This window comes from Mycolicibacterium wolinskyi, assembly GCF_002101965.1.
GTDB classification, from domain to species: Bacteria; Actinomycetota; Actinomycetes; order Mycobacteriales; family Mycobacteriaceae; genus Mycobacterium; species Mycobacterium wolinskyi.
In genome coordinates this window covers 176,260-199,023 of the sequence record NZ_LQQA01000029.1, presented here as the reverse complement: position 1 = coordinate 199,023, position 22,764 = coordinate 176,260, and the positions used below count along the sequence as shown (strand labels likewise).

23 protein-coding genes and 4 pseudogenes are annotated in these 22,764 nt (G+C 63.3%); 16 read left to right on the top strand and 11 right to left on the bottom strand.

Annotation, left to right across the window (positions count from 1 at the left end; translation table 11 throughout):
* The first annotated feature begins 11 nt into the window (after nucleotides 1-11).
* From AWC31_RS22150 to AWC31_RS38360, 6 genes and pseudogenes are all read left to right on the top strand, one after another.
* Nucleotides 12-668: an MspA family porin gene (locus AWC31_RS22150; protein WP_085146114.1), complete on the top strand. Its 657-nt coding sequence runs from the start codon at nucleotides 12-14 to the stop codon at nucleotides 666-668.
* A gap of 81 nt (nucleotides 669-749) precedes the next feature.
* Nucleotides 750-1,352 carry a porin MspA gene (locus AWC31_RS22145; RefSeq protein WP_085146113.1) on the top strand — a complete coding sequence of 201 codons (603 nt, stop codon included), beginning with the start codon at nucleotides 750-752 and terminating at the stop codon, nucleotides 1,350-1,352.
* 1,545 nt (nucleotides 1,353-2,897) lie between these two features.
* Entirely contained in the window at nucleotides 2,898-4,367 is a 1,470-nt protein-coding gene (locus tag AWC31_RS22130; RefSeq protein ID WP_133060208.1) for a prolipoprotein diacylglyceryl transferase, read from the top strand.
* A gap of 221 nt (nucleotides 4,368-4,588) precedes the next feature.
* Nucleotides 4,589-5,014, top strand: a pseudogene (locus tag AWC31_RS22125) (transposase); the annotation flags it as partial.
* Nucleotides 5,015-5,071: 57 nt separating this feature from the next.
* Nucleotides 5,072-5,221, top strand: a pseudogene (locus tag AWC31_RS38310) (IS21 family transposase); the annotation flags it as partial.
* Nucleotides 5,222-5,288: 67 nt separating this feature from the next.
* A pseudogene (locus tag AWC31_RS38360) lies at nucleotides 5,289-5,825 on the top strand (ATP-binding protein); the annotation flags it as partial.
* Nucleotides 5,826-5,838: 13 nt separating this feature from the next.
* Here AWC31_RS38360 and AWC31_RS37935 read toward each other — a convergent pair.
* Both AWC31_RS37935 and AWC31_RS22110 read right to left on the bottom strand, forming a co-directional pair.
* Nucleotides 5,839-6,003 (bottom strand): winged helix-turn-helix transcriptional regulator, encoded by a 165-nt coding sequence (locus tag AWC31_RS37935; protein WP_234816972.1) that lies wholly within the window; start codon nucleotides 6,001-6,003, stop codon nucleotides 5,839-5,841.
* 319 nt (nucleotides 6,004-6,322) lie between these two features.
* The gene (locus AWC31_RS22110; protein WP_085146110.1) at nucleotides 6,323-6,745 is read right to left on the bottom strand and encodes a pyridoxamine 5'-phosphate oxidase family protein; all 423 of its coding nucleotides are present in this window, start codon (nucleotides 6,743-6,745) and stop codon (nucleotides 6,323-6,325) included.
* Nucleotides 6,746-7,383: 638 nt separating this feature from the next.
* On the opposite strand from AWC31_RS22110, the gene AWC31_RS22105 reads away from it, so the two are divergent.
* The gene (locus AWC31_RS22105) at nucleotides 7,384-8,139 is read left to right on the top strand and encodes an SDR family NAD(P)-dependent oxidoreductase (protein WP_085146109.1); all 756 of its coding nucleotides are present in this window, start codon (nucleotides 7,384-7,386) and stop codon (nucleotides 8,137-8,139) included.
* A 21-nt stretch (nucleotides 8,140-8,160) separates the two neighbouring features.
* Complete coding sequence (locus AWC31_RS22100) at nucleotides 8,161-8,937, top strand: helix-turn-helix transcriptional regulator (protein WP_085146108.1); 777 nt, start codon at nucleotides 8,161-8,163, stop codon at nucleotides 8,935-8,937.
* On the opposite strand, the pseudogene AWC31_RS37930 reads toward AWC31_RS22100, so the two are convergent.
* Both AWC31_RS37930 and AWC31_RS22090 read right to left on the bottom strand, forming a co-directional pair.
* Nucleotides 8,831-9,289, bottom strand: a pseudogene (locus tag AWC31_RS37930) (Mu transposase domain-containing protein); the annotation flags it as partial. The gene AWC31_RS22100 and the pseudogene AWC31_RS37930 sit on opposite strands and share 107 nt — an antisense overlap.
* A 175-nt stretch (nucleotides 9,290-9,464) precedes the next feature.
* Nucleotides 9,465-9,944: a MarR family winged helix-turn-helix transcriptional regulator gene (locus tag AWC31_RS22090; RefSeq protein ID WP_234816951.1), complete on the bottom strand. Its 480-nt coding sequence runs from the start codon at nucleotides 9,942-9,944 to the stop codon at nucleotides 9,465-9,467.
* Nucleotides 9,945-10,070: 126 nt separating this feature from the next.
* Here AWC31_RS22090 and AWC31_RS22085 point away from each other — a divergent pair, with 126 nt between their 5' ends.
* Entirely contained in the window at nucleotides 10,071-10,808 is a 738-nt protein-coding gene (locus AWC31_RS22085) for an FMN-dependent NADH-azoreductase (protein ID WP_234816950.1), read from the top strand.
* On the opposite strand, the gene AWC31_RS22080 is transcribed toward AWC31_RS22085, so the two are convergent.
* The 3 genes from AWC31_RS22080 to AWC31_RS22070 form a co-directional block, all read right to left on the bottom strand.
* Nucleotides 10,794-11,036: a serine hydrolase gene (locus tag AWC31_RS22080; RefSeq protein ID WP_264051777.1), complete on the bottom strand. Its 243-nt coding sequence runs from the start codon at nucleotides 11,034-11,036 to the stop codon at nucleotides 10,794-10,796. The two genes, AWC31_RS22085 and AWC31_RS22080, sit on opposite strands and share 15 nt — an antisense overlap.
* A gap of 952 nt (nucleotides 11,037-11,988) precedes the next feature.
* Nucleotides 11,989-12,741: an SDR family NAD(P)-dependent oxidoreductase gene (locus AWC31_RS22075; RefSeq protein WP_085146105.1), complete on the bottom strand. Its 753-nt coding sequence runs from the start codon at nucleotides 12,739-12,741 to the stop codon at nucleotides 11,989-11,991.
* Nucleotides 12,742-13,155: 414 nt separating this feature from the next.
* Complete coding sequence (locus AWC31_RS22070; RefSeq protein ID WP_085146104.1) at nucleotides 13,156-13,644, bottom strand: nuclear transport factor 2 family protein; 489 nt, start codon at nucleotides 13,642-13,644, stop codon at nucleotides 13,156-13,158.
* Between the two features lie 754 nt (nucleotides 13,645-14,398).
* On the opposite strand from AWC31_RS22070, the gene AWC31_RS22065 reads away from it, so the two are divergent.
* A complete protein-coding gene (locus tag AWC31_RS22065) occupies nucleotides 14,399-14,902 on the top strand; it encodes a lipocalin-like domain-containing protein (protein ID WP_085146103.1) in 504 nt (167 codons plus the stop codon).
* 241 nt (nucleotides 14,903-15,143) lie between these two features.
* On the opposite strand, the gene AWC31_RS37215 is transcribed toward AWC31_RS22065, so the two are convergent.
* Nucleotides 15,144-15,395: a hypothetical protein gene (locus AWC31_RS37215; protein WP_133060207.1), complete on the bottom strand. Its 252-nt coding sequence runs from the start codon at nucleotides 15,393-15,395 to the stop codon at nucleotides 15,144-15,146.
* 141 nt (nucleotides 15,396-15,536) lie between these two features.
* On the opposite strand from AWC31_RS37215, the gene AWC31_RS37925 reads away from it, so the two are divergent.
* Entirely contained in the window at nucleotides 15,537-15,695 is a 159-nt protein-coding gene (locus AWC31_RS37925; RefSeq protein ID WP_234816949.1) for a TetR/AcrR family transcriptional regulator, read from the top strand.
* A gap of 716 nt (nucleotides 15,696-16,411) precedes the next feature.
* Here AWC31_RS37925 and AWC31_RS37210 read toward each other — a convergent pair.
* Entirely contained in the window at nucleotides 16,412-16,597 is a 186-nt protein-coding gene (locus AWC31_RS37210) for a hypothetical protein (RefSeq protein ID WP_133060206.1), read from the bottom strand.
* Between the two features lie 183 nt (nucleotides 16,598-16,780).
* On the opposite strand from AWC31_RS37210, the gene AWC31_RS22050 reads away from it, so the two are divergent.
* Genes AWC31_RS22050 through AWC31_RS22040 form a run of 3 tightly spaced genes read left to right on the top strand, consistent with a single transcriptional unit; the run spans nucleotide 16,781 to nucleotide 20,608 of the window.
* Nucleotides 16,781-17,434, top strand: a complete 654-nt coding sequence (locus AWC31_RS22050; RefSeq protein ID WP_110775206.1) for a (2Fe-2S)-binding protein — start codon at nucleotides 16,781-16,783, stop codon at nucleotides 17,432-17,434.
* A 1-nt stretch (nucleotide 17,435) separates the two neighbouring features.
* Nucleotides 17,436-18,413 (top strand): FAD binding domain-containing protein, encoded by a 978-nt coding sequence (locus AWC31_RS22045; protein WP_085146100.1) that lies wholly within the window; start codon nucleotides 17,436-17,438, stop codon nucleotides 18,411-18,413.
* Nucleotides 18,410-20,608, top strand: a complete 2,199-nt coding sequence (locus AWC31_RS22040) for a xanthine dehydrogenase family protein molybdopterin-binding subunit (protein ID WP_085146099.1) — start codon at nucleotides 18,410-18,412, stop codon at nucleotides 20,606-20,608. Before AWC31_RS22045 ends, AWC31_RS22040 begins: the two co-directional genes overlap by 4 nt.
* A gap of 19 nt (nucleotides 20,609-20,627) precedes the next feature.
* On the opposite strand, the gene AWC31_RS37205 is transcribed toward AWC31_RS22040, so the two are convergent.
* Nucleotides 20,628-20,852, bottom strand: coding sequence for a hypothetical protein (locus AWC31_RS37205; protein ID WP_133060205.1), 225 nt, complete (start codon nucleotides 20,850-20,852; stop codon nucleotides 20,628-20,630).
* A gap of 13 nt (nucleotides 20,853-20,865) precedes the next feature.
* On the opposite strand from AWC31_RS37205, the gene AWC31_RS22035 reads away from it, so the two are divergent.
* Entirely contained in the window at nucleotides 20,866-21,231 is a 366-nt protein-coding gene (locus AWC31_RS22035) for a hypothetical protein (RefSeq protein WP_234816948.1), read from the top strand.
* 9 nt (nucleotides 21,232-21,240) lie between these two features.
* Here the strand turns inward: AWC31_RS22035 and AWC31_RS22030 are convergent, their stop codons facing one another.
* Nucleotides 21,241-21,672 carry a MarR family winged helix-turn-helix transcriptional regulator gene (locus tag AWC31_RS22030; RefSeq protein WP_165766027.1) on the bottom strand — a complete coding sequence of 144 codons (432 nt, stop codon included), beginning with the start codon at nucleotides 21,670-21,672 and terminating at the stop codon, nucleotides 21,241-21,243.
* Nucleotides 21,673-21,740: 68 nt separating this feature from the next.
* Between AWC31_RS22030 and AWC31_RS22025 the strand changes: the two genes are divergently transcribed.
* Nucleotides 21,741-22,739, top strand: a complete 999-nt coding sequence (locus AWC31_RS22025) for an amidohydrolase family protein (protein ID WP_085146097.1) — start codon at nucleotides 21,741-21,743, stop codon at nucleotides 22,737-22,739.
* Nucleotides 22,740-22,764 lie beyond the last annotated feature (25 nt).

Sequence of the window (22,764 nt, the reverse complement as noted above, 5' to 3'; positions counted from 1 at the left end):
GTCCCAGCAGGATGTTTGCCACAATCCGCGGACGGGTCCAGTTCCCTAAACTCGTCTCAGTTGCGCTGCTAGTCATCGTCGCCGTTGTCGCCATGGTCGCGTCTACTGGGACTGCACACGCCGGACTTGACAACGAGAAGAGCGCGAGTGACCGCTCTGGACACCAGCTGACCGTCCAGCAGTGGGACACCGCCGTACATGCTGTCCCGCCCATGGACAAGAATCGGTTGACGCGGGAATGGTTCTACTCCGGCAAGGCCGCCTATCGGGTCACCGGCGCGGGTGCCGAAACGTTCTCCGGAACGCTCGAGTTCGGATATCAGATCGGAATTCCGTGGACCGTCGGGGTCGGTCTCAACTTCACCTACACCACGCCGAACGTGCAGGCTTACGACGCACCGGCCGCCGATCTATCCCAAGCCGTACTTACTCCGAATCTCTTTCCAGGGGCATCAATTTCGACGGATATCGGCAACAGCCCTGGCGTGCAGGAGCTGGTCACATTCGCCGTTCCCGTGTCAGGCCACGGCGGTGCCGTCGCAGTCGCCAAAGCCCACGGAACAGTAACAGGGGTGGCCGGCGGCATACAGGTGCGACCGTTTGCCCGACTGACATGGCCTGACCACGCGAGCATCACAACCTACGGAGACCTCACGAATGTCGATTAATCCAATAGTCACGATATCCACGGTGATGCGACCGTGAAGACCCTGGTGCGAGGACTGCTGTCTGTGATCGTTTGCGCTGCAATGCCATTCTCAAACATCGGCAGCGCGAACGCAGAGTTGGACAACCAACTTTCCCTGATCGACGGTACTGGCAGAACGTTAACTGTCCAACAGTGGGATACCTTCATCGACGGCGTTTCCCCTCTCGACCGCAATAGACTGACACGCCAATGGTTTTACTCCGGCCGTGCCAGATACACGGTCACTGGTCCGAAGTCCGACGAGTTCGCCGGCTCCCTTGTGCTCGGCTATCAGGTCGGTTTCCCGTGGTCGCTGGGCATAGACGTCACCTTCAGCTACACAACACCGAACGTCTTGCTTGACGACGCATCCATCGCACCTCCACCGCTTGGGACCAGTTTCTCTCCACTCGGTTCGGTACTCACGCCGAATCTCTTCCCGAGCGTCTCGTTCAGCTCCAATCTTGGCAACGGGCCCGGCATTCAGGAGATCGCCACATACACGCTCGATGTCTCCGGCCCCGCAGGAGGGTTGGTGGTCGACAACGCTCACGGCACAGTCACCGGAGCAGCTGGCGGCGTCCTCCTTCGGCCGTTCGCCCGATTGGTTTCGAGGGACGGCGACAGCGTCACCACATACGGGGCACCGTGGAATATGCAGTAGCAGCCGTCCATTCAAACAGAACGGAATTCGCATCATGTCCGAACATCGCACGCAACGGCACACCCGCCGATCTTTCTCGCTGAACAGGGTCGGTCTGCTCTTTGCCGGCTGCGCAGTCGTTGGCGCTACGGCCATCGCCATCAGGAGCGCCGGGGGCGGACTCGACAACAGCAATATGCCGTCCGCGGGATCCGGAATGGCGCCACCCCACACGACCTACCAGCAGCCAGTGGTCGATCCCATCAATCTCGGCGGCGCAACGACCCCCGATACTCCACCACCCCCCGTAGCCGAGGCGCCGACCGATTCAGCAGGATGAGACACGCAGTGAATACAGGGCATATCGCTTTCCTAGCCACCGGCGCGGCAGCCGCTGCAGTCCTACTTGGGAGCCAGACCGCCCACGCGAGCACGTCGCCCAGTGTTGTGGGCAAGAAGTACAGCGATGCCAAAGCGGCGCTCAGCGAAGCGGGCTTCAGTCCAGTCGTATCGACGACGGTCGGTGCCGCGCTGCCATGGGACGAATGCGTCGTGTCCAACCAGCGAGACCGGACAGTGCAACCCCCGCCAAACAGCCAATGGAATGGCGGAGTCGCCGTGTCACAGACGCTCGTGACGCTGAACTGTAACGCCGCCCTCGCCTCCCCCGGTACTCCCGGCAACTCTGCGGCCAGTCCCGAGGGGCGAAGCGCCGCTGCCGCTGAAAGTCCATCTGCCGCTGAGCCAACCGGTTGATGAAGTCTTTCGACTCGTCGTCCGTTGAGGAGCACAGTTGCTGCCGGTTGACGTTGATCATCCCCGACACCTGACCCGCCTTTGGGTTCCGGATTCGGCGACTAAGTGAAACCCCAGAAGCAGACCGCCAATGACCTCGGTATCCATCCCGTCACCCTTTCCAAGTGGATCGAACGAGATGACATCGACCGCGGTGAACGACCTGGCGTGCCCTCATGTGAATCGACTCAGTTGCGTGCGGCTCGCCGCCGGATCCGGGAGCCGGAGACCCGAGCTGGCCATCGTGTGCCAAACCGCAACCTTCCTCGGGGCGGACAAACTCCGCCCAAAAGGCTTACCCGGTGATCGACCAACTCGTCGATGCCGGGGAACCGGCAGACCGCTGCTGCAAAGCCCTCGGTATTGCCCGCCAGAACTACGACAAACACATGGCCAGCACTGGACCGTAACGCAGGTCACGACCGGCGGCGACCGTGGGTTAGGCAACAAATTGTATGGTCGGCGGGTATCAACCACTTATCGTAGAGGCCAAGCAACCGACGCGGATCGCCACACCTTGCTCTCTGGCTAGTTGTTGCGTTCTTTGCAACCGCGCATGTCGCCCAAGGTAATTGGTCTGTCATCACCCGAATCGATAACAACTGCGGTTTCACATTGCCACGCGTCGGCCAACGAATCGTGTTTTCTGATAGGCCTCTTGGCGCCATTCAGCTGCCCGCCGCCATCGCGAACCTGCTAGAAATCCGCGTGACGGGAAGCTGAATACTTAACGGAGCAGCGCACTTTGCGCGACTTTGCCTTATGTTCCCTTTGTCACAGATCGACACTTTGAGACGGGGGAACATAGATATGGCCATACAACCGTACTTATCCGCTGGAGTGACGTTGGCTGCGGCCAGCGTTCTCGTTGCCGTACCGGCGATTACGCCACCGTTGTCGGCTCGAGACCAACAGGTCGTCACGCAGACAAGCACTAGATTGTCGACAACCGATGTCGACCTCACCGCATCGACCCAGCCGTTCGTCGTTGATCCGGCGAGCCTGCTGCAAGGTCTGACGCTCGTCAATCAGATCGACGCGGGCACGACAACGCTGCCGCAAGCGATTCCGGTGCAAACCCGGCCCGCCGCTGCCGACAACACTGCGCTTGTCGTCGAGGATCCGTTGGACTTCATCGGCGGCCTGCTCCAGGCATACATCACGGGCGGACCCCCCAAAGCGGTGGCCTACGTCGCTCTTGCCGTCAGCGACGAGGTGTTCGGCGAGGATTCCCTGCCGTCAGTGCTGCTTGACACCTACGTCACGCATGGGGTGCCTGGCCTAGCGGGGCTTGCCCTGGTAGCCGCCAGTGATGCCATCTTCGGACCGGACTCGGTGCCGTCACAGGTAATCGGGGACTTGCTTACCGGCGGCATTAACGAGGTGATCGGCAACGCGATCGTCGACGTGAGCGACCAGGTGTTCGGCGAAGACTCGATCCCGTCCGGGCTCACACAGGCGTACTTCCTCGGATACCCGGAGGATGACGACGACGCCCCTATTGGCGTTGCCGGTGTGACCCGCTACGTCATCGACTCGGTGATCGATGCGATCACACAGTCAGTGTTCCCACCGACACAGTCGACGACAGGCGCCGTCTCGCTGCAGCCCTCGACCTCATCGATCTCATCGGGCGAGACGCCGAGCATTCAAGGGGCGATCAAGGCAATGACCGAAAAGCTGACGGGCTCAGTCGATGAATCCGCGGCACAACAGACGGCTGTTGAGGATGCTCAATCCGGCGACAGCGCGACTGCTGACACGGTGGTCGAGAAAGTCCGTGACACCGTGGCCGACAATCTCAACCAGGTCACCGAACAGGTCGAGAAGACCGTCGAGTCGTTGACGCCTGCCACCGATGCCGATGGCGAAACACCCGGCGCAGTGACCCCGACCAACACGAAGACTGCCGAGGTCGGGACGGATGCAGCCACGCCCGCAACTGACAAGGAAGCCGAGAAGGGGGCTGAGCCGGGAGCTGAGCCGAAAAGCTCCACGAAGGGTGCGAAGAACCACTCTGAGCCAACGGCACAGAAGCGTTCCGAGAAAGACGATGAAGCGAGACCGGAGGGCACCTCGAACGCCGGCAAGCCCGAGCCCAAAAGCAGCGACGCCGGTTCCAACGCAAAGGACTCCGGCTCCACGGACACGTCGCCGAAGAAAGAGTCGAAACAGTCGGACGCTTCGCCGAAGAAAGAGTCGACGCAGTCCAAGTCGGACTCGGACTCCAAAGACAAGTGACTGACCACTTCTGAGCTATCGGCCCCCTCAGTTATGAGGGGGCCGATGTGCGCGGCGGATCCTCACCAAGATCGGGGGACGGTCACGAAAATGTCGATGCGATCACCTTGTGCGGTCCTTTCGCGCCCACATCACCGCTATCGATCATCAAGCAGTGCATCGACGGACGAGCCCGACCACTCTGACCGCCGCGCTACGCCCGCCGGCGGACGGGATGGGCTGACGACGACCGCTGGTGCCGCCGCTGCGGTGAGGAACGCAGTCCGCGCGACAGCATCACCCGTCAGCTTGCTCATAAACCGTTCGGGTGGCGGCCTACGACCTTGTTGGTCACGATCCGGCGTTACCGGTGTGCGGGATGCGCTCATGAGTGGCGCCAGGACACCGACAGCGCAGCCGAGCAACGCGCCAAGCTGTCCCGGCGTGCGCTGCGGTGGGCCACTGGAACCCCTGATGTGCCGGCACCTGTCGGTGGCCCGGGTCGCCGAAGCGCTCGCGGTGTCGTGAAACACCGCCAACAACGCCGTGCTGGCCGAAGACCGGCGGGTGCTGATCGCCGATCCGGCCAGCTTCGACGGCGTCGCGGTGATTGGCGTCGATGAGCACGTGTGGCGGTACACCCGCGCGGCGACAAGTACGTCACCGTCAGTGGTCGTGGGGATTGGCGCGAGGAGGGTAGGGTCTCATCGCCCGCGCGGCTTCGAGCAACGGGACCAGACGCCCTCGTCGCCGCATTGCATCGCTCAGTCGCGTTCCGCCGATTCCGGGCTGCTGACGTGCGTTCCGTCCTGCCCGCCGCGACCGCAACCCCGCATCCCCACCCGCCCGGGGATGCGTTGATCCTGGACCTGCCCGTGGCACCCGAGCCGCTCCCTGGACCCCCTACAAGATCACACCCCTCGCCGATGGCGAGGGGACCCGATGACCACAACACCACCCGTCACCACAGCCGAAACACGAGGCCCGACCATCGATTCCGCAGCTAGCAGCTGAGCTGGATGCCGGGCTGCGTCGGTTGAAGTTGGCTGCGGTGCGGCGCGCAGCACCCAGAGTTCTGATCACCGCCAAGACCCAACGCTAGACCCCCGAAGGGGTCTAGCGGACGCTGGTCGAGACCGAGTCGGCGGCCCGCGATGCCTCCAACGTCGTCAACCGAGTCAAGGCCAAGGCATTCCCCGTCCCGAAGACCTTGGAGGCCTTCGACGTCGCCTCGTCCTCCATCCAGCGCCAAAGTGTTCGATTACCTGTTCAGGAATAGATACGCGGACAACAGAAGCTAGCCATCATCGCACCGGCGGCACCAACAAGAGTCACACCGTCATCGCACCGGGAACCGCGGCAATCCACGCCGGACACAAGGTCCGCCACGTCACTGCCGCCGACCTCGTCGAAACGCTCTACCGCGGCCTGGCGGACAACACCGTCGGCAAGACCATCGAATCCCTACTACGAGTCGATCCGAAATCGCCCGTCAAGCAAGGTGTTCAATCGACCAATCCTGTAGTGCGCGCAGTGGGCCTTGGAGGGCGCGTCCAGGTTCGGTAAGGGCGTACTCGACGCGCACGGGCACTTCCGGGTACACAGTTCGGCGCACCAGGCCGTCGCGTTCGAGACCGCGCAGCGTCTGGGTCAGCATCTTGTGCGACACGCCTTCGTTCCGACGACGCAGCTCGGAAAGCGAGCATCTCCCTCGGCAAGGACTCCCACGATGAGCACAGTCCACCGGCCTGGAATCGAAACAACCGTGGAACACGTCCAGGTTCCGGTTCGTCGAGGCCAGAACCAAAATTCACCGAGTCACAGTCGCTGCGGGGCACAACCGGTACGGAAGGAAGGGCGGCTTCCGGAACGGTTCTCACCTTGGGTGTGGTGCAAATCCGCTTACGAGGTCGGTTGACGTCCGAATGCCAGAACGCGACGAGCGGCGACGACGGCTTGTCCGAGCGCACCGCGGCTCACGCCGTGTAGCGACTCACCTTGTCCGCGTGGATCATTACGCGAACCCACTCATGGGTCAACATCTCGGCCAGATCGCGCGAGCGGTCCGGATCGGTCAGATCCCAGTACCTGCTGGCGAGGCGGCGGAGCAGTTCGTCGGCGCCATCGGACACCACAGTGGTGCGGCCGGTGACCGAGACCCAGCGCTCGCGCTCGCCGACGGGAGCAGCGACGACGATGGAGGCTCGCGGATCCTGCTGCAAGCGGCGGACTTTCGCGCTATCCGGTGCGGTGAACAACTGGACAGTGCCGTCGCCGGCGGCCTCGAACCAGACCGGCCGCGGTTGCGGCGGAGTCGGGCCAGCGGCGACGGACACGAAGCCGTGGAGCGGGCGGGACAGGAATTGGAGATCTTCGGTGGTCAGCGAATCGGCGCTCATGCTCGCCCTCCCGGTTCGACGTCCCACGCGCCGTAGGCCGCGGTCCGCAGTACGTAGTCTTCGAAAGGCCTGGGATCCCGCCCCAGCACGGTGCGCACACTATCAGTGGGTACTCAATCGAACGTTAGTCGGTGCGTCGAAAGCCACGTCTACCTCACAGGTCAGCACAGCTAGTCCGCTGAGGAGGTCGAGTGGAACTCGCCAGACCACCGGCTCATCGATCCCACGCTCGGCCAGGAACTCCTGGGCCCTGACCGCCAAAGCCGCTTTGAGAGTCGGAGTAAGGAGAAGGGCATGCGGGATCGCATTACGCGTGCCGCACCTCGCCTGTAGGCGGGTGCCCGAATACGGGCCACTGTCGGCGGCCAGGATCGTCGCCGAGACGGCCCGCCGTCGAGCGCCCCTCTGTCACGTCGGCGAAGGCGATCGTTCTCTGGGCGCTATCTCTTCTTCGCCACGCGTCGCCAAGCTGGCCGCCGCCCGTCGACGACAACAGCTGAAATGGGCGTCACTGGCGGCCACTCGGCGCTGCCCATCGGTGCGACTCGCGTGCCGCAGCTGTTCCCGTGGATTATTCCGCCAGACGAGGGTACAGCGTGTGCCTGTCCCGCCGGCCAGGTTCCCGCTGTGCTGGAAGCATGACCACACCACCCAGCACGACCACGCAGAACACCATCGCCCTGGTGACCGGAGCCAATACCGGCATCGGATTCCACCTCGCACGCCAGCTCACCCAAGTCGGCGTCCGGGTGCTGCTCGGATCCCGCGATCCAGGCCGCGGCTCCGAAGCTGCAGAGAAGCTCGCCGCCGAGGGACTGCAGGTGGAGCAGCTAACCCTCGACGTCACCGACGACCATACGATCACCGAGGCAGTGCACAGAGTTGGCCAGACCTACGGCCGACTGGATGTGCTGATCAACAACGCGGCCATCGCCGGTGATCTCCGGCCCGCTTCAGGCGTCGGCCGCGAGTCCCTGCTGCAGACCTACGACACCAATGTGGCCGGCGTGGCCGCTGTCACCAACGGATTCCTGCCGCTGCTGCGCGCTTCCTCTCGGCCCCGGGTGTTGAACGTGTCGAGTGAACTCGGGTCCACCCGGCTGGTGAACGACCCGGACTGGCCGTTCAGTGGCGTGGCTGCCGCCGCGTACCAGGCCTCCAAGAGCGCGCTGGACATGCTGACCGTTCTCTACGCCAAAGAGCTTGCCGGCCACAACATTGCGGTGGTGTCGGTGAGCCCCGGCTACCGGGCCACCGGGCTCAGCAACGGTGAACCGATGGAGGGCGCGGGTGATCCGGCCGACGGTGCTGCAGGCATCGTCAGGGTTGCGCTCTCAGACCAGCTGGAGACCGGCCGATTCTACAGTGACCAGGCAGAACTCGTGCCCTGGTGAGGAGCGTGCCAGTATCGAGGCATGGACGGACGTGCGGCAGGCCGGTACCTGCGGGCAGTTCGTGACAGCCGCGATCCACGCGCCTTCGGGTTCAGCGACCGTGGACGCCGCACACCGGGGCTGCGGCGCGAAGAGGTGGCGCAGTTGGCGCACATCTCGTTGGAGCATTACACGAACCTGGAGCGCGGCCGCGGGGCGGGACCGTCGGATCAGGTGGTCAGTGCCATCTCCGACGCGCTGCGGATGGACGATGACGAGCGACGGCACCTGTTCGAACTGATCGGGCGTGCTGTGCCCTGGGGCAGCGAGCCAAGCACGGAGGTCACCCCGAGTGTCGCGAAGCTGGTCCAGGGCCTGGGTTCCACGGCGGCCATCGTATTGAGCGCGCGCTTCGACGTGCTGGCCTGGAATCCGCAGGCAGAGTTGCTGATGGAGGATTTCGGTGCACTCGATCCCACCCAGCGCAATGTGGCGAGGCGACACTTCCTGCCGCCGGGCGACATCACACCGCACTACGGGATGTCGCACGCCGAGGAGTTCTCCCGCATGGTGGCCGGCCAACTGCGCGCCACACTCGCCCGGTACCCGCGCGCCGAACAGACGCAGAAGTTAATCAACGACCTGTGCAACGGCAGCACCGAGTTCGTCAAATTGTGGAACGACGCAACGACTGTGGCCGGCACGCACATGATCAAGTATGTCGACCACCACACGCTCGGCCCCCTCGCCCTGGCCTGCGACATGTTGCGAGATCCGCACCGCGACCAAAGCATCGTGATGTTTTCGACCATCCCGTAACCGGGAGGCTTGCAAATGTCGGCTCCGGTTGAATCCTGAGCAATACCGCCGCAGCACCTAAGTGATCCGGATCAATGACCAAACCGGCTGTGCCCCAGAGTCCTTCGCGATCGGCGACCAGGCGGCCAGCGCAGTGGGCGGTGATCCGATCCAGGCCGGTGGTCACAGTGATCATCCGGCCGATCACCTCCGGATGCACCGAGTAGGCGTTACCACCGGAACTGACGTAGTAGTCGCGACCCAACCGCGTCACCACTGTCGTGCCGGTCTTCGGCGCCACTGGAGGCAGCGCGACCATCGCCACCCGGTCCGCTGCGAGTGCATCGGCCGGGACCAGGCCCGTCGTTGCGTGGGTGACGCTATCTCTAAGCCGCATACAAACAATCAGGCAAGCGATCGACACAGAAAACTTGACAGGTTCCGGTGCGATCACGCACGCAACCCACCGATCCATGTCGGCAGGCCGGCTCGGTGATGTCGAACGCCCGCAACACTTCAGGCCTCCGGGGCGGTGAATCCGGTGACCTTCACGGGCGATCCTCAACGCCGGCCGCCGGGACGAAGGAATCTGCGTGGTGCCCGTTCGGCTCCAGAATCGCGGCTGCCGCCGGATCGATCGCGGCGATGATGCGGCGTGCCGCACGGCCCAGGCCAGCGAGTTCCGCGTCGGAGAGCACATCGACAACCAAACGACGAGCTTCACCGACATGGCCGGGAGCGCTCTGCTCGAGCTTCGCCATACCGGCGTTGGTGAGCTCGACTTCGGTCCGGCGGCCGGCTCCCCGGCGGGAATGGCGCTGCAACCATCCGGCAGCCTCAAGACGAGATACCGCGTGGGACAACCGCGACAAGGACCCATGTGCATAAAGGGCCAACTCGCTCATCGCACGCCTGCGCTCAGGCGCCTCGGACAGCTCCACCAACACGTGATACTCGAACAAATTAAGCCCCGCGTCTCGGCTCAGCTGCACGTCCAGCCGGGCGGGCAACATCACCACCAGGCCCATTAGGGACGCCCACTCGCGAAGCTGCTCAGGTGTCAACCACTGGTCCACGGGCTCTTGGCCATTTCCCATCTTCTCATCTTACTGTGTATTGAAGATTCAAGTAGCATTTCTTGTCGGGTATATTGAATGTTCAACCTGTATCGGCATAGCGTCGATTCCTCGTCGATCAGCGAGGCCATCGGCCGCACCACGACCAAGGAGATCAAAGAGATGACACTGTTCCGCCTCGACGCGAGCATCCGCGTCGAAGGTTCCCGCAGCCGAGAGCTCGCCGACATCGTGGAACGGGAATGGCTCTCAACCAATCCCGACGCCGGCATCATTCGCCGCAGCGTCGGCACCGAACCCATTCCGTCCACTGCCTGGGGTACAGCAGCATTCGCCGGCTACGCGCCGGAAACTGACCGAACTCCCGACCAGCGCGAGGCCGTCCGCTTGGCAGCGGAGCTCGCTGACGAACTCCTCGTCGCCGACGCCTTCGTGTTCGCTGTCCCGCTCTACAACTACGGGGTCTCACAACACTTCAAGTCGTGGGTGGACATGACCATCACCGATCCCCGATTCAATCCGTCCGAACCGCCCGCCATTGCGGGGAAGCCCGCAATCCTGGTCACCGTTCACGGCGGTTACTACGCCGAGGGGACCCCGCGGCACGGCTGGGACCACGCCACGGCCTGGATGCAACGCATTCTCGCTGATGTCTGGGGCCTCGACCTCAACACCGTGGTATCCGAATTTAGCCTTGTTGGCGTCAATCCTGCACTCGACGAGTTCAAAGAACTCGCTGCCACACTGCGCTCCGACGCCGACAACCAGGCACGTGAACTCGGACGCTGGCTGACCGCCCCGTCAGCCAGCCGGTGACTTGGCATTGGGCTTCCAACCGCGACACACCGGTGAGAACGAAGTCCACTCGTCACAGATTCCCGACATATGGGTCAACAGGTGGCGAACGGTCATTGCGCTGGCTCCATTGTCGGCGATGTTGCCCACACGGAATTCTGGGATGTAGCGAGTCACCGGTGTGTCCGGGTCCAGCAGCGCGTTCTCGGCGAGCTGCATGATCAGGGTCGCGGTCCACATTTTGGTGATCGAGCCGATCTAAAACAATGAATATTGTGTAACTGCAACCTCTGCGGCCAGATTCAGTACCCCAGTTGCGGCGACGCGCTCGAACACATCGAGGTGGCCGAGGAGACTGGATCGAACGACACCGAACACACCGCTCCGCTCATACTCATGCATGCTACGCAGAGCGCCGGTAGCGCGCGTACCTGGTGTGGCGCCCGATGGCCCGGCACCGCCGGTGGAGACACCTTGAAACCGAAAGCCTCCGGCTCGCCCGAAATTCCGGTGAGGATAGCGGACGCGAAGTCCCATCTTTCCATGGCGGATAATAGGGGACGGTTGTCCAGATCTTGATCGCTCACCCGTTTCCTCGGCGACCGAACCGCGACAGACGTACGTGGCCAGTTTTCTCACTTCTAGAGGATGACGACGGCTTAGGTTCGGTCTCACATTGGATTCGGTCCTGAGGGGATCGGGATTGCGGTCATGGCGCGGTCGAGGATGGGGGTGAAGGAGTCCGATCCCTTGGCGCCGAGCGAGGTTCGCTGCGCGGCTAACAGGCATGCGAAGGCGGCGCGAACTCGGGGTGAAGTACTACCTGGCCGACTTCGCACCGCTAGACGACGTCCGTCAACTGGCCGCCGATCTCAGCAGCGCCCACGAACGCATTGATGTGCTGGCCAATAACGCGGAAGTCCTATGGCGTCTTCGTTGTCGTGGCCTCGGCAGTGGCCACGGAGCGGCACCCGCGCGAAAGATCCTGTCGCACAGCGGTTCCTCCGCAGTCGTTCAGGTCGTCGGAGAGCTCCCTTAGCCAGGGTGCGGCATCAGAACGTCGTCGGCAGGGGCCACGCTCGGCGCTGCTGCTGATTGTGTCATCGCATTCCCTGTGTGGTGAGCGACTGGTTTACCGATTTCGACTGCGCAGCAGCGGATTCGCGTACGTCGAGCGCCGAAGCGAGATCAATGTGTGTTCTCATCGCGGTAGCAGACCGCCGTCGAGAGTGATCACTTTGTTGGTCAGGTAGCCATTACGCAAGATGCTCAGCGCCATGTCGGCGACTTCGGTGACCTCCCCGAGGCGGCCTACTGGTATCGGCAGAGGTAGGGAGCCGTCGCCCTTGGCGTTCAAGGGAAGGATGCGCGTATTGCCGATCAACGCCGGGGCCAGCGTATTGACAGTGACTCCGTCGGCGGCAACGCGGGCGGCGAGAAAATGGGTGAGCCCGTGTAGGGCCGCTTTGCTGGCCGCATAATGCGGACCCACGATACCGCCGGTGAGGGCCGCCGTGGACGAGATGAACAGAACGCGTCCGAAGTTCCGTTCGATCATCGTTGGCAGAACTTGTTGCGCCAGAAGGAACGGCGCGGTCGTGTTGATCGCGAACGTGGTGTTCCACTGCTCCAACGTGACGTCTGCCCAGGCGGTCTGGGCGCCGGCCCCCGCGTTGGCGACAAGTATATCCACGCCACCCAATTCGGCGGCGGCGTGCACCAACGTTGCCGGGACTGTGGGGTCAGCGAGGTCCCCGGGCGCGAGTACGACGCGACGCCCGAGCTGACGGGCCCCTTCGGCAACATGTTCTGCATCCTCGACGTGGGTGCCGTGGGCTAGCAGTAGGTCGGCCCCGGCTGCGGCCAGCAAACCGGCGATCGCGCCGCCGATCCCACCGGATGCGCCGGTGATGAGCGCTACCTTTCCGGCGAATGGCAATGCCTTGTCAGACACGTTCTTTCCTCTTCCTGGGAATGCGCTCACCTTACTGGGAACCTACGACCCTCAGGGGTTGACTTGGTGTAGGTCCGCGTTCGCCCGGCAGATGCCGCCTTTCCGCGCCAAAGCCTTTCCAGAGAATTCCGGCGAAGATGGCGGACGCCAAGTTCCATCTCCCGATGGCGGATGCGACAACCGCACGGTTGTGCAAGTCATGATCGTCTGCTTCTAGTCCTAGCAGCGCTATCAGCGGCCGTGGGGGCGGCGACCACCAGATCGAGCATTTTGCGTCGAAGCTCTTGGGGATAACGCTGCGCATGGACACTGCTCCTTCACGGGGCATCGTGACCAAAAGTCAAGCAAACCGACTCCACGCAACCCACCCCCGCCGGAATGTGAATTTCACGCCGCGGTTGCCAACCACGATCATCACAGCGTTACCCGTTCCGTTAACTCGTTGAGTGCGACCAAGTCCAGGTAGGCCGTCACGCGCACCACTCGTTCGTGGCGCATCGTCATCACCCACGTGTAGCTGTTGACATAAGGAAGCCCGTCGCGCGCAGTCGCGGTACCTTCCCATACCGCAACCACCACATCGTTATCGGCTATCAGTTGGCGCACGTTCGCCTGTATCGGACCGTTGAGCCTGGACTGGACAGGGCCCGCGCCTTCACGCAGAAATTCGGATCGGCTGGTGTATGTCGTCGGGTCTACCGCCCTGGCAACCGTCCACTGCACGTCCTGGGCCAAGATCGAAAAGAAACTGGCCTCATCACCGACGCCCCGGGCAAAAGCGTCGCGCACGACTTCGACGTTGCGCTGTTCCTGTTCGGTTCGGCTGCCGTCTTCGGCGTTACTCGTCGCGCCGAAACCAACCGTCATCGATACCGCCAACAATGCGGTGACGATCGCGATCATCGCCCTCGAGCTCCATCGCCGGTCGTAATCTGCCATAGCAACGACCGTATAACTGCGGTTGCGCGTCAGCCAGGACGCAGTGCTCCTAGGAACAAGGCGCATTCTTCACTCCTGCCCGAGGCGGAACAGGAGATATCCGAGGTACTGCACACTTGCGTGCGCCGCGATACACCGCGCCCGTAGATCGACTTACCGGCGGAACGGAGCCACCGCGCTGGTTCCCTCCCCGGAGCCTTCATCGTGGCGCCCCTCGGAGGCTTCCAAACCCGGGCAGTCCCTACAAGGCGGCGGCCGACCTCGTCGCGAGCGGGCGCAACCGTCCCCTTCCGAGTGTGCGAATCATCCTGTCGCACTCCCCCAGCCAGGATCTTGCAGACGTTGATCGGCGGCGATGTTGCGTGCGAAGTTGTGCGGCATACACTGCAACACAGTGGGATTCATCGTTCCCTCCGGCCTTTGGATCACCGTTGAAGTGTTGACCCCACAGCTAGACAGAAGCATTGCGCGGCTTTTGCAACTGCGGCCCGACGAACCCGACATAGGAGGTTGTTTATCCGAAACTTCCAGCAGTAGCGGCTGGCAGACCTGACCTGATAGCGAAATGCCCTTCACTCGAATCAGAGTTCACAGTCGACCGTAGGGCACATCTCGTCGAGGAGGTCGCGCGCCGCCGATGGATCCTACACTACCGCTCTCCCTCTCAACATCATCAAACATACACTCTCCCAACACCAATGCCAGAGGAGCTCACCCAATGAAAGCGCTCGCCGCCATTCTTGCAGTGTTGTCAGCAATGACGTTGTCAAGTTGTTCAACCGCTTCGCCACCGCCCAATCGGGTAGTCGGAACCTGGCAGATGGTCTCCGCGACGATCGAACGAGGCGGAACCACCCGACCGGCGTATGGTGAGCGGCCCAGCGGTCTGCTCACTTTCACTCCAGAGATGCGCTACGTCGAGGTCCTCACAGATTCCACCATCGCACCCTTCGCGTCCGAGGCTCGCGGTGAGGGCACCGACGCCGAGAACCGAGCCGCCATGGCAGGAAGCATAGGAATGTTCGGCACATACACCGTCGACGAGAACGGCGAATTCAGCACCAACCGGGTGGAAGGGGCGACGTTTCCCAATTGGATCGGAGACGTGCGAACACGAGATGAATTGCGCATCACCGTCGACGGTGATCGCATGACGGAGAACTTCACCCGACCGGACGGCACGGCGATCCAGATCATCTTCGAACGCGTCAGGAACGGCTAAGTAGTCATCGACATCGATTGCGAGATTACGACTGCGCCGACGCCCAGGTCGGACACGTGCACGATGCGCGCGCCGCCCACTGAAATCCGTACTTACTAAAGCGGTTGTGCTCAACTGTGGAGGCAAAGTCTCAGACTGAGACTGGGAAGGCGCCGCTCCGGCGGGCGCGCAAGTCATCGTTCGCAACGACGCTGAACCAAGCTTCAGCATCGATGCACACTACGGCGTCGCCATCACGGGGTTAGCGTACTTCTTCTGGACGTCGCGGGTTGGGCGGCCACGGGTGAGCCCGATCAGGTGTCGACTGCGCCTGCGCCCAGAGCGAATCGATCTCGGCCAGAGCGTCGGCAAGACTCTTCTCGTAGATCGGGATCAGCTCGGCCATGGCCAGATTCAGCGGCGCCATCGTCAGTTCGGCGGTGATGAAGCGCGGTGTCAGCCCGGTCAGCGAAACACCATGCGTGAGCCAACTTTCGGCGTGGCCCCCAGCCATGGCGCGAAGTGCCAGGAACATAGCCGCCGCCGCGGCTGTGCAGCACGAAAAACTCTCGGTCGCCGAGGAGTCCTGCATTTGTGCTGGCATCGAAGGACAAGCCATCGACGTGTTCTGGCGCCTCGGATACCAGGGGCATCGATGGCCGAACTGACCGAGGCGATGGAAATCAACAAGCCGAGTCTGTACGCCGTTTTCGGCAGTAAACAACACCTGTTTGCGCGTGCGCTGGAGCGTTACGAGGTGCTTGCCAGCGAACACCTCGATGCGGTGCTGGATAGACCGACCATTAGGAGATGATCGAATCCTATTTGCGCTCCGTTGTGGAGTCATCGATAAACGGGCACGTACCGGGATGCCTGTCCACGGTGGGCTGTCCCGTGCACCGAGCAATGCTCGCATTTCGCAACTTCTCACAACCGATCGAGAGGGCCTCGAAGAGCGAGTGGCGCAAGCACTGTCGAATGCGGGGCACGCTACCCAAGGCGCAGACGTCGACACGGCGACGCTCGCCGGGTACACCGTTACGGTGGGACTAGGGCTCGCAGTGCACGCCGCCGCGGGCGCGTCGCGGAAGAAGATGGATGCCATCGGGGTGGCGTTGGTAGGGCTTTCGAGAGCTTTTGATGGGCAGCGGATCTAACGGTGCATTGAAGGGCCGGCGTCCTCCAAGGACTGGTCTCTGAACGCAGGGCCAAGGCCAAGTTCGGATGAGTGGAGATTGCGCACCGGATACGGCTATTGACATGACAGCGAGGCAGATTTCGGCCGACCGCCTGTCAGAAGTGTTGCACGCCAACGATGCGCCAGTCTCACGGACAGTGAAATGCGGTATCGGCAGGGTATCCGTGTTGTCCAGCGTCGGTAGATATGAATTCGATATGCATTCCATCCCCCATGGCAACGCTGCGCATACCGTACAGACTGTGACAGCTCAGACCGAGCGGAGGTATCACCACGTCGTCAATGTCTTCTCATGTGCGATTGCAACAGTGCAGCATCGATACTCAACTGCTTTACGTCGCCGCTCTCGCGCGATGCGTTGTCAGAACCCGGCCGGCAATTGTCGAGCGCACGATGTGGGTTGACGAACCGAAGCCGACGAACTTGTCGAGGCGGCCGCCCCACTGCCGGCAATCCGGCGTGACCCCATCCAGGCTCAACACCTGACGGCATTCAATGCCACTGTCCAGCCAGATCAACCTGGCACCTGCTGCAGTCGACGCCGATGCAGCAGCCCATCGATACGTGTCGACGGCGACGGCCGTCGCCGAAGCCCAATCACAGGATCAGCTATCCGCGGATAACCCGCCTCTGAACGACAGCTCGACAGGCAGGAATCGTGGGTAGCAGTTCGACGAGCTGCAGCCAAAGACGGAGAAGGAATGCCAGACAAGCCTATTGATGTTCCGCCGGAGCTTGGACCCGACTCACCTACGCCCGACGAGTCATCTGGCGTGTCGCGCCGCAGCTTCATCGGATGGACCGGCACCGCTGTCGTGGTGACGGTCGGCGGCACCGCCCTAGTCTCGCGGCTCGTCGACCGCGGCCCGGATTCCGATACGTCTGCGATCGGTATTCCGGTGACGTTGCGCGTCAACGGTACCGAGCACACGCTCAACCTCGACCCGCGAACGACGTTACTGGACGCACTGCGTGATCACATTGGGCTGACCGGTACCAAGAAGGGATGCGATCACGGGCAATGCGGTGCTTGCACGGTGCACGTCGACGGACGGCGCGTACTTTCGTGTCTGACCTTGGCCCCGACCGTACAACGCCGCGCGGTGATGACCATCGAAGGCCTCGCCGACGGCGATGAGTTGCATCCCGTACAGCAGGCATTCATCGACAACGACGCCTTTCAGTGCGGTTTCTGCACACCGGGCCAAATCATGTCCGCCGTCGCCGTCATCGAGGGCGGACACACCGCCACCGACGAAGAGATCCGCGAGCAGATGTCGGGCAACATTTGCCGTTGCAGCGCTTACCCATTCATTGTCGAAGCCGTCAAGGCAGCCAGCGATCGGATGTCCTGATATGCGACCCTATGGCTACACCGCGGTCGATTCGGTGGCGGCGGCCACCACCCACGGCGGCTCGACCAAGGCGTACCTCGCTGGTGGCACGACCCTGGTCGACCTGATGAAGTTGGAGGTGCTGACGCCCGAGCAGGTGGTCGACATCAACGGCTTGCCCTTGACCGGCATCACGGTCGGCACCGCCGGCCTGCGTATCGGTGCGCTGGAGCGCATGAGCGACGTCGCCGAACATCCGTCAGTGCGAAGCGATTTCAGCCTGGTCAGCCGAGCGCTGGAACTGAGCGCCTCGCCACAATTACGCAACATGGCCAGCATGGGCGGAAACTTGTTGCAGCGCACTCGATGCAGCTACTTCCGCGATGTATCGATGCCGTGCAACAAGCGCGACCCCGGGACCGGCTGCCCAGCCATCGACGGCTACAACCGCGCCCACGCCGTGCTCGGTACCAGTGACGCCTGCGTAGCCACCCACGCCAGTGACGTCGCCGTCGCACTGGTGGCCTCCGAGGCAGCGGTGGAACTGAGCAGTTCCGATGGTGAGCGCAGCGTTGCCCTCGAACAGTTCTACCGAACGCCCGGTGCGACGCCGGAGGTGGAAAGTGATTTGAAGCCGGGAGAACTGATCACCGCCATCACCGCGCCCCGGTTTCCCGCGGGCACCAGGACGGGCTACCTCAAGGTGCGCGATCGCCAGTCCTACGAATTCGCGCTGACCTCCGTGGCCGTCGCAATCACCCTGCGTGACAACATCATCACCCGCGCTCGCCTGGCCGCCGGCGGTGTGGCCACGGTGCCATGGCGGCTGCCTGAAGTGGAGAAGCTGCTGACGAACCGGCCCGCGACCGCAGCCACCATCGGCGCCGCAGCCGAAGCAGCAGCCGCCGACGCGCGACCGCTGAGCCACAACGGTTTCAAGCCTCATCTGCTGCGCCGGGCGATCGTCCGAGCCCTTACCGACGTCACGGGCATCGCATGACTCCGTCACCGCTGGGCGGCGAAATCTCCCGCGTCGACGGGCGGGCCAAGACAACCGGTGCGGCGCGGTACTCGGCGGACTACCGGGAACCGGATCTGGTCCACGCCGTGCTGGTGTCAGCCACCACCGGGTTGGGCACCATCACCGCGATGGACACCGACGGGGCAACGCATGCACCGGGTGTCCTCGCGGTGTACACCCCGTTCGCTCCGCTGCGACTGCAGCCTGTCGCCGAAGATGCGCTCGGCGAGAAGTACCGTCCGCTACAAGACCGTGAAGTGCGCTTTCACGGCCAGGCTATCGGTGTGGTGGTTGCCGATACCTTCGAACATGCGCGCGACGCCGCAGCCATGATCACCGTCGACTATCAGTCCCGAACTCCCAGAACATCTCTCGCCGATGCCGGGCAAGGGGTCAGCATCGGCGTGCCGGAATCGGGCAACAAGACCATCCTGGCGCCGGGGATCGCCTCGATCGATGCCGCGCTACGCGACAGTGAGATCACCGTCGAGACCACCGTCACCCAACCGGCTCAGCATGCTGCGGCGATGGAACCGCATGCGTCCGTGGCGGTCTGGCGCCAGAACGTCCTGACGCTCTACACAGGCACGCAGTTTCCCGGCCGGGCCATCTCCGGTATCACCGGTGCGCTCGGGCTGACGCCCGAGCAGCTGCGGATCATCTCGACGTACGTCGGTGGCGGCTTCGGCAGCCGCGTGCTCCCGTGGTCGGACGTCATCCTGGGCGCAGCGGCGGCTCGTGAGCTGAACCGTCCGGTCAAGTTGGTCTTGACCCGCAGCCAGGTCTTCACCATCGTCGGGCACCGCTCCGCGGTTCGTCAGCGAGTGCGCTTGGGTGCGCGCGCCGACGGGACACTAACCGCGGTCAGCCACGAATCCGACGCCGAGGCTCCGGCGGTGGGCGGCTGGCCCATGCGCACCGCCGCCGAGACCACCGCGGCGCTGTACCGCACCCCGAATCTGCATGTGGACCAACGCCAGGTCACTCTGGACACTCCGCCGAGCTGGGCGATGCGGGCGCCCAATGAGGCGCCCGGAGCGTTCGCGATCGAAACCGCGATGGATGAACTGGCGGTGGCGACCGGCGTCGACCCCGTGCAGTTGCGGCTTCGCAACTACGCGACGACGCTGCCCGGCACCAATCGCCGTTGGACCAGCAAAAGACTCGATGAATGTTACCGACTCGGCGCCAATCGATTCGGCTGGGAACACCGCGCCGCCACCCCCGCAACCACCCGCGACGGCCAGTGGCTGATCGGCATGGGGATGGCTACCGCGATCTACCCGGCCGCCGGCCGTTCCGCGAACGCGGTTCAGGTGCGGTTTCGCGACGACGGCACCGTACTGGCCTCGACGAGCATCATGGACATCGGCACGGGCGCCGCGACCGCGTTGGCGATCGTCATCGCCGACGCGGTGGGCCTGCCGATGGACCGTATCGTCACCGAGGTGGGAGACACCATCCTGCCGCCCGGGCCCGGCGCCGTCGGCTCCCGCGCAACCGGCAGCATGGCTCCCACGGCCCGAACCGCCGCACGGGCTGCGATCGACAATCTGGTCAAGGCCGCCTCGACGAATCCTGCTTCGCCGCTGGCAGATTCGGGCACACCGGTGTCTTACGCTGCCGGCACGCTGCGAGCGGGCAACGCGCGCATCGGTTTCGCCGATCTGCTACAGAGGGTGCAAATCCCGCGAATCGACGGCATCCACAGCAGCGCCGACACCATTTCTCCCCGTTTCGCGGCACATGGCTTCGGTGCGCACTTCTGCGAGGTGCGGGTCAACTCGCTGACGGGGGAAACGCGCGTCTCCAGATTCACCACCGTCGTGGACATCGGTCGGGTGATCAACGCCAAGGCGGCCCGCAGCCAGGTGGTCGGAGGCGTCATCTTCGGCATCGGGCACGCCTTACTGGAAGCCGATCCGATCGACCCCTCCGGCCGCTTGGCCGCCACCAACCTGGCCGACTACGTCGTTCCGGTCAACGCCGATGTTCCGTTCATCGACGCGGTCTGCCTCGACGGCGACGACCCCGATTTCAGCGAGGTCGGAGCGCGAGGCGTCGGCGAACTCGGTGCCGTGGGATCGGCCGCGGCAATAGCCAATGCCGTATTCAACGCCACCGGAATCCGCATCCGTGACTTGCCCATTCACCCGGAGGTCCTGCTGCGCTGATGACCTCACCCAAACGCGGCTACGAACTCGATTCGGGACCACCAGCGCGCCCCGGTTGCGCCGCCAGACGACGTCCGACGCCCCTGGCGACGTCCGAAGCGAGTTCGTCGACCGCGATATCGCGGGCCGTCGAGAACGCCATCATCGCGGTACCCCGCAACAGACCGATGATCGCCACCGCCGTGACGGTCGGGTTGGTCTCCGGGCGGATCGACTTGTCGGTCAACCCATCGCTGATGTCCAAAGGAGGAGTTCCCGTGTCGGTTCTCGATGCATCCGATCTCGAGCGTTTTGTCGCCGCCGATCCCGACGGCCCGGTGGTGATGCTGAACCTGTTGCAATTCGTACCGGATGGCACCGCCCGGTACCTGCAGTACATCGCGCGGTTCACAACCTCGGGGCTCAACGAGCGCTACGGGGTCACGATCATCTACGCCGGCGCCGGCCACCCCGCACTGGTGGCAACGGAAGTCGGGGACTGGGACATGGTGCTGCTGGTCAGTTACCCGACTCGGCAGAGCTTCGTCGACATGGTCAACGACCCGGAATACGTGGCCTTCGAGCACTTACGAACCGAGGCAGTCGCGCGCGCCGTACTGCAGCCGACCATCCCGGCCATGTGACCCGGGTGGCTACTCGACGCCGTTGAGGATGTCGAAGCACTCCAGCAGGGTGGTGATCTGTTGAGCGGTCAGCCGCCCGAGTCGATCTTGCAACATGGGTTGCACACGCCCCTCCACCTCGGAGATGGCTACCTCGGCCGCCGGCGTGAGAGTGAGGTAGGACCGCCTCGAGTCGACAGCGTCTACCGTCCGCACCACCAAACCGGCCTTGGCCAACTTGGTCACCGCGCGGCTGACCACGGATGCGTGCAGGCCCAGATCTCGAACGAGATCGCCAGGTCCATCGACGCCGAGTTCGATCGACCGGAGTATCAGGAAGTCGACGAGGTCCAGTTTCGCCACTGCCGCAACGTGCGTCCGAGCAGCACCCAGGACCGATTTGTTCAGTCGATACAGCGCATCGAGAAGTCGCATCTCGACGGCACGTTGATCCCTGGTCACCGACATCACCATATCAATGCTATTGGTCAACTATTGACATTTGTCAACTAAATGTGCACTCTGATGGCATGTCTGTGACACCACCGACCACTTCCCGGGTAGATCTCCATCACCACGCCTTCCCGCCGCAACTGTTCGGCGAAGATGTCGCGGGTGCGTTGGGCGCGAATTCGGGGTGGAAGTTCACCGCGGATGCGCCGGCCTGGACCCCCGCTGCGAGCCTCGCCTTCATGGACGCCATGGGCATCTCCACGGCAATCCTGTCCCTTCCCAACGACATCGAGCCCTACCTACCGGCAGCAACCCGACGTGGGTTCGCTCGCGAGATCAACACATTCTGCAGCCAGGTCGCCGAAGAGAATCCCGGACGCTTCGGCTTCTTCGCCCATCTGCCGACACCGACCGACCCGGATGCGGCACTCGAGGAGGTGGCTTATGCGCTGGACGTGCTCGGCGCGGACGGCGTCACCGTGACCAACGTCTACGGAACCGGCGAGAACGCCCGATCGCTCGGTGACCCCGTGTTCGAACCCCTGTGGGCCGAACTCGACCGCAGAAACGCGGTGGTATTCCTCCATGGCGAACAGACACCGGGACGCAACCCCGCACCGAACGAGTTCCTGCCGGTTCCGGTGGTGGAGGTTCCCAACGAGACGTACAAGGCCGCGGCCGACCTCGTCACGAGCGGGCGCAAGCGTCAGTTCCCGAATGTGCGAATCATCTTGTCGCACTCCGGCGGAAGCACGCCGTTCCTCGCATCGCGGGTGGCCGGACTGTGTGCGTTCCACACCGACTGTGACCTCACCGCCGACGAGATCATCGCCGACTTTCGCACCTTCTACTACGAGACCGCGCTCTCGGGATTCGAAACGAACCTCGTCGCCCTGGAGAACTTCGTACCGATGAATCAGATCCTGTTCGGCACGGACTTCCCGGCAGTCAGCCCCCCAGCTGCGGCCTGGTACACACGCAACGTTGACGCTTACTTCGCCGACCGACCCGACACACTGGCCGCGGTAATGGAAGGCAATGCGCGCGAGCTGCTTTCGCGGGCTGCGCCGAACTAAGGTCGACCGCGCTGCGCAATCTCAC